3 protein-coding genes and 3 pseudogenes are annotated in these 6268 nt (G+C 57.2%); 1 reads left to right on the plus strand and 5 read right to left on the minus strand.

All coding sequences use genetic code 11. From position 1 onward, the window contains the following. Positions 1-147: 147 nt before the first annotated feature. The 4 genes and pseudogenes from Q3C01_RS44405 to Q3C01_RS44420 form a co-directional block, all read right to left on the minus strand. A pseudogene (locus Q3C01_RS44405) lies at positions 148-995 on the minus strand (transposase); the annotation flags it as partial. Positions 996-1037: 42 nt separating this feature from the next. Further along, complete coding sequence (locus Q3C01_RS44410; protein WP_458151657.1) at positions 1038-1391, minus strand: SDR family oxidoreductase; 354 nt, start codon at positions 1389-1391, stop codon at positions 1038-1040. Between the two features lie 458 nt (positions 1392-1849). Then, on the minus strand, positions 1850-2308 hold the full coding sequence (locus Q3C01_RS44415; protein ID WP_458151659.1) for a hypothetical protein: 459 nt from the start codon (positions 2306-2308) through the stop codon (positions 1850-1852). Positions 2309-2313: 5 nt separating this feature from the next. Next, positions 2314-2831 (minus strand): annotated as a pseudogene (locus tag Q3C01_RS44420) (redoxin domain-containing protein); the annotation flags it as partial. A 1453-nt stretch (positions 2832-4284) separates the two neighbouring features. Here Q3C01_RS44420 and Q3C01_RS44425 point away from each other — a divergent pair. Then, the gene (locus Q3C01_RS44425) at positions 4285-4968 is read left to right on the plus strand and encodes an O-methyltransferase (protein ID WP_458151658.1); all 684 of its coding nucleotides are present in this window, start codon (positions 4285-4287) and stop codon (positions 4966-4968) included. Between the two features lie 436 nt (positions 4969-5404). On the opposite strand, the pseudogene Q3C01_RS44430 reads toward Q3C01_RS44425, so the two are convergent. Then, positions 5405-6268, minus strand: a pseudogene (locus tag Q3C01_RS44430) (adenosylhomocysteinase); the annotation flags it as partial.

Below are 6268 nucleotides of genomic sequence, written 5' to 3' on the forward strand. Positions count from 1 at the left end.
AGGTTAGCAGGGCAGCCCTGCAGCAAGAGAGCTCACCTCGGATCGCCGTCGGCTGAAGGCCATTGACAGAGGACTCACATGAACGCACCCCGACCGCGATCCAAAATGTTGTCGGAATCCCTTGCATCCGCGGGGCCGTCTGTACATGAAGCATTCGATGAAGGCGTTCTGCATGGGCTTGCCCGGCGCAATGTAGGACATGCGACACGGCTCTGATCGGCCCATCAGGGTGGCGTTGCTGGTCAGCTCCTTCGGCTTGCCGTGCTCAATCACCGGCCGGTCCAGTTCCCGTGCCACCCGGGTGCCGGAAAGCGAGGTGTCGGCTACCAGCGCCAGACACTCGCGGGCAGTTGTCGATCACAGGAGCGGCGGCCATCCGTCGGCTGATCCGACACGAAGTCGAGCGACCAGCGATCGCTGGGAGCCATCGGTAGCGTCAGTAGTGATCGGGTCCTGATCGCCCGCCTGCGGCCGCCACGGGCGACGAACCGCGAGCTTCTGTTCCAGGTAGTGCCGGAAGAGTTCGTTGATCAAATTGTCCTCCCGCTTGAGCAGAACATGCAGGCGCTGATGGCCAAAGCGGCGTTGCTCCTGGGTGATCGCCCTCATCCGTTGACGCTGGGCGCATCATCCGCCCGGATCGTTTGGGTACCTGATAATGCGGCAATAGCCGATGGCTTTACAGGCCCGCCGTCGCTGATCCCGTGAGCATCCATGAGATGCGCGACAGCTTTCCGCTTGGCCGCGGGCGTCACCACTTTCCCAATTGTCCAGCATAGCGTCGGCCAGCAGCCGCTTCAGCCGTGTGTTCTCATCCTTCAGCGCCTTAAGACGCTTGACCTCGAGGTCTCAATGCCGCCAATCTTGGCTTCCCATTTGTAGATCCTGGCGTCACTGACGCCACGCTTGCAGCACTGATCGGCGACCGAAACGCCGGCCTTGTGCTCCCTCAAAATCGCGATGATCCGCTCTTCCGAAAGACGGCTGCGCTTCATGCTCTGGTCTTTGTATTGAGGCGGAGCGAACTTCAATCTGGATTACGTGCATGAGGCAAGGTCCCGTGGGAAAGGTCTCACGCCCTTGCGACGCAGAAGGCTCTGTAGCCGCGGTCTCGGAATCCAATGATGATCCAACCGAGGGAAGGCGGATCGGTTACCCTTTCGAGCGAGAACTTGATGAGCAGCCACTGCCTGAGAGAGAAACACTCCGGCGCGGAGCGCCCTAGAATAGGCTTTATCGAACGCTTCCTCCGTCACGTCGACTAGCCTCTGCTCCTTATTGAATCCAGCACAGTTCACTGGGATGTCGATCGAACCATAACGCCGTACCAGGGGCCGAAAGGTCTCTGAGTGCTCCGGCGTTAGAGGCGTCGAGTTTAGGTTTCTCAGCAATGTAGCCTCTATCGCTCATTGCGGCGGTAAGAGCGCGCGCCTAGTCACCGTCTGATTGTGCCAATAACGATGGCTGCACCAGAAATAGACAGCGTTTTGGAGATTGTTGTGCCGATCGCTCCGTATCCGCCGACGATTCAACAACTTTCTCGTGCAGGCTCATCGAGTGCTGGATCTGATACTTGCATTCTGACTGAATGCTCATTCGGTCCTCTTTTTGAATGGCGCAATAGCCCGCGAGATCGCGCTTGAGCTATTTCGAATCACGGGAGTGAGTTGCATTTTTGAATGCCGGTCCGAAATGCGCTTTTGCCATGTCCCCAGTCTGACCATTCCTCGTACCGAGCCAATTTTCCGGGAGTTCCACCTCGAACTTGTGCAAGAGTGGGACAGCGATGGCAGGCGTTCGAAGTGCGCCGACTACGCATTCGGTTCGTCTTGTCTGCCGGCGGTGGCAGCTACCGCCCTTGTGGGGCGTGAGGACGCTTCTCCGTGAGTTCGCGCGCCAATGCGACATGTGATCCAAAAACGATCGCTGCGATGATCGAGGTCTGGCGTTGCCTGCAGTCGCGATCACAACCGCCACCAACTGCACGAGATTGGCAAAGCGCTTGGCTAGCCAGATCGCGTTCACCCTGACCGCCAGCACAACATTGTACTCCGATTGTCGACGTGGTTTCATCATCAATACAAAAGCCGGCAGATCCTAATGCCGCTGCAGCGGCCGGCGTTGTCAAAACAATGGCAGCGGAGTCGATTGCGGCGATCAGCTCGGATTCCGGGTTGCAATTGCCGCCGCCAAGAATAGTCCAGACTTGCTCTGCAACTGCAACATTCCATCCACCATCATCGACGTCAGGTTGAACCCGAGATACTTGGCAACATCCAGAATCTGGTCCTTCAAGCTCGATCGACATGATGTGCCTCCGACGAATTTCAGCGTTTCGCAATCTCGCAGCTGCAGGGCAATGCTCCCCGTCCGCAGCGCGTCCAGCACCCGCAGCCTTTTCTTCAGGCTGCGGCCGACATTCAGGTTTGCGGCATAGACGTGTGGGGAACGATAAAAGTGCAATGGTAGGCGACGCGCTCGGGCGTGCGGACAACAAGGGCATCGGCCAGCGTAGCCTTGGTGTCGGCCCAGATCGGCAGATGTTGCAGGTCCTCGTGTTCGCGCAGCCAAGCGAACTTACAGAACTCGTTGTTGGTCGAGTGTCACCCGCACGACCGCATTGCGGTCGACGAAATCCAACAGGCTTGCAAACCCAGCGGTCTCGGTGTGACGGGGCAAGGTAAAATCCCCGGAGAAAAGCGAGATAATTCTCGACTGTGCAGAGAACCTCTTTTCAGTCAGCGTCCCTTCTCGTCCCGTACGCAAAAGCTAAACTTGACGCCCGCGACTTCGAACGACGGCAGCTTATTTCCAAGTCCGGCCTGATGCATTGTGATCGGAACGGCAAAGCAATGTGCGCCTCTTGTGCTGTATGGAAAATAAACTACTCATCCCTACCAATGCTAAGATCATGACGCCCTTGTTGCCGAACCGTAAATCGGCTCGGGTGCGCGTGCTTCTGTTTGAAAGACGCCCTTGATGTCTAGGACGGGACAAGCTGCTTGGAGCGCGACATTGAACCGCTAAAAAGCCGTTAGCTTTTCGCTATAATCGCAGTGGCCCGGATCCTGCTTTGCCCTTGGCATACGAGCGTGATGGACGCCGCGACAGGTTATTGCTCGCGACCGCACCATAATCTCCTTCTCGACCAACCGCCTGAAGAAAGGCTGATTAGTCTCTTCGGGGTTCATCGAAGAGATTGCGATGAGGTGCCGGTGGTCAACACGTTGATGGCGGGGCTATGCTGTAGTAGTGCCTGCGTCGCCGCCTTAATCTCGTCAGCCATCATCTCGCTTCGAGCCAATGTGAATCGTGTTCGCACAGACTACCGCAATAACCGGATACGGCGCTCCAGCATGACATTCGAGCTCAAACCCGCGGACCGAGTGAAATGGCGTTCGCCAGCATTGAGGACTCGGGGACACCTGGCGCGTCGGAAGCAAAGGGAAGTTAGCTGCTGTCGTTTTTGCATCTCGCGCCATCGCGCATCAGGCGTCTTTACCACTGCGCTACCGTCTACACAGACGGAACAAGGAACTCCATCGCTCGATCGATAAACATGGCCAAATGTGTCGAGGCTACTCGAGCGATTCCCAAGGGAGCTTCTCGTCGTAAAATACGGTTCCTGGCTGGCATCGTGGATGAGGCCAGCGCCAAGGTTCGTCTCCGTGTGTCGGGGTAGGTGCCGGGTGGACAGCTGCGGAATATCTGCTGAGGTGTCCCGTCTGATCCTCGGCAGCAGGATTTCTGCTTGCGTCGTGACGCCGGATTTGTTGGTCTCCGGGTCTCATCTTGTGTGATGTGGCCCGATGTCGTCGATCTTGCCATCGAGCAGAGTGCTCCGGTGCTAGCTACCTCGAAGGAGTTCTATGGTCAGTGTCACGCTAGGTGAGTTGAGATGACAGATCCGCGAATTCGGCTGAAGATCTTCTGCCCGAGCGACTTAGCAACCTATGGAATCATCGTACCGTGTTTTGCAATCATCGATCTGGTAGCTACCATCGTAGCTCTCTCCAAGCTGGCCTGTCCGATATGGTCAGCGCCATTGGCGGGCGACTTTGTCTTCCACACCGTTGCCTATAGCGGGCCAGTGAACATTCTCTCGTCGACAGCACAGGTGTCCAGGGTGGCATCGACAACCGACCCGCTCGTCCATTCCAGCTGTCTTCGCTGGAAGCTGCGTGATGTTAAGATCGCCTGGGTTGAGGCCGTACCGAGAGTGAGGCGTTGGATAGAGCGTGTGCCACGCCGGAATACATTGGGCGAGCGACTGGGAGATGATAGATGAACGTTGACCATCAGGACCTCCTACTTGGCGATAGGCACCCTCTCCCGGCCAACTATCGTGCCTACCGGCAATTGGTTCAAAGTCGTCTGCTTCACATACTTCGAGAGCATCCGCGTTGCCGCTTTCTTGAGATCGGCGTAGGATCGACGTTCAGACATGATCGGTTTAAGACCATCGATGACCTCGGCATCGAATATGTTGGGTTAGACTTCGAGCATGTTTGCGCCAAACGTCGGGCCGACTTGGCCGCGGCCGGCATCGCCAATCGGGACATTAGATTTATTGGAAACATTGTAGGTACGTACCTGTACAACCTGATTAGGCTGGCCAGGCATCGAGAGACTTTCGATATTATTTATCTCGACGGTAACCATTCGATCTATGTAGATCTGGCGGCTGCCATAGCATCGGTACGACTGTTGAAGCCTGGTGCCTTGTTCCTTTTCAATGACGTGAGGTGTGCCTTCGGAAACAGAGGTTTGATCCATGCGAAAGGGCGATACGCGGATCGGGAGGCGACTAAGGAGTTGACCGAAGATGAGGCCAGCGAACCTCACGTCATGATCATCATCCGGGACTATGTGATCCCCTTATTCGGTTTTGCGGTGGAGCGGTCGTGGTCGGATCCTAATTGGATTGCACTCCGTGCCCCTAAGGTCGCTCCGTGGCTACGAACATGACGATTTTCGCGCAATGCGCCTCCTCGATCGTCGGTTGCGTTCTGATCTCGCAGTATCCGGATAGTTGTTCGCGGTCACCGTTCGCAGAGGTCCGAACAGGCCCATTTGCTGCCACAAGACGACGAGGCCCACGAAGCCTTGTAACGCGCTCCGATATTCGGAAGAACGGAGTGACATCGCGGGTCAGTCTAGGTCGCGGCAGCCAGCACGCATCGAAATACCTACAGAACTCAACAGCCTGTCGCCCTTAGAAGCGCCAGAAATGACTTTGTAGTGTTTCAGCGGACTTTACAAATGTCCTGGTCCAAAGCGCACCTTCCGCAGGCGACGACCGCATCACCCGGTGCGATGTAGTCAATTCATCCACGACGTGATCACACTACCTGAAAGCGACAAAAAAGCCCGGCTCTGCCGTCCTTTCTGGAGGGGCAGCGGATCAATACCGATAGTGGTCTGACTTGTACGGACCTTCCTGCTTGACGCCGATGTAGTCGGCCTGGTCCTTGCGCAGCTCGGTGAGCTTGGCGCCGAGCTTGGCGAGATGCAGGCGGGCGACCTTTTCGTCGAGTGACTTCGGCAGCACGTAGACCTTTTCTCGTACTTGTGTCCTTGTTGTTGGCGAACAGCTCGATCTGCGCCAGCGTCTGATTGGTGAAGGACGCGGACATCACGAAGCTCGGATGACCCATGGCGTTGCCGAGGTTCACGAGGCGGCCTTCCGACAGCATGATGATGCGATGCTTGTCGGGGAATTCGATCTCGTCGACCTGCGGCTTGATGTTGGTCCACTTGAGGTTACGCAGCGAGGCGATCTGGATCTCGTTCGAAGTGGCCGATGTTGCAGACGATGGCGCGGTCCTTCATCGCGCGCATGTGCTCGATGGTGATGATGTCCTTGTTGCCGGTCGCGGTGACGAAGATGTCGGCGCGGGGCGCGGCATCTTCCATGGTGGTGACTTCATAGCCTTCCATCGCCGCCTGCAGGGCGCAGATCGGGTCGATCTCGGAGACCATGACGCGGCAGCCGGCCTGACGGAGCGAGGCCGCCGAGCCCTTGCCGACGTCGCCGAAGCCCGCGACCATCGCGATCTTGCCGGACATCATCACGTCGGTGCCGCGGCGGATGCCATCGACGAGCGATTCTCGGCAGCCATAGAGGTTGTCGAACTTCGACTTGGTGACGCTGTCGTTGACGTTGATGGCGGGGAAGAGCAGCGTGCCCTTGTTGGCCATCTCGTAGAGGCGATGCACGCCCGTCGTGGTCTCTTCCGAGACGCCCTTGATGTTCTTGGCGATCTCG

Source organism: Bradyrhizobium sp. UFLA05-109, assembly GCF_054185165.1.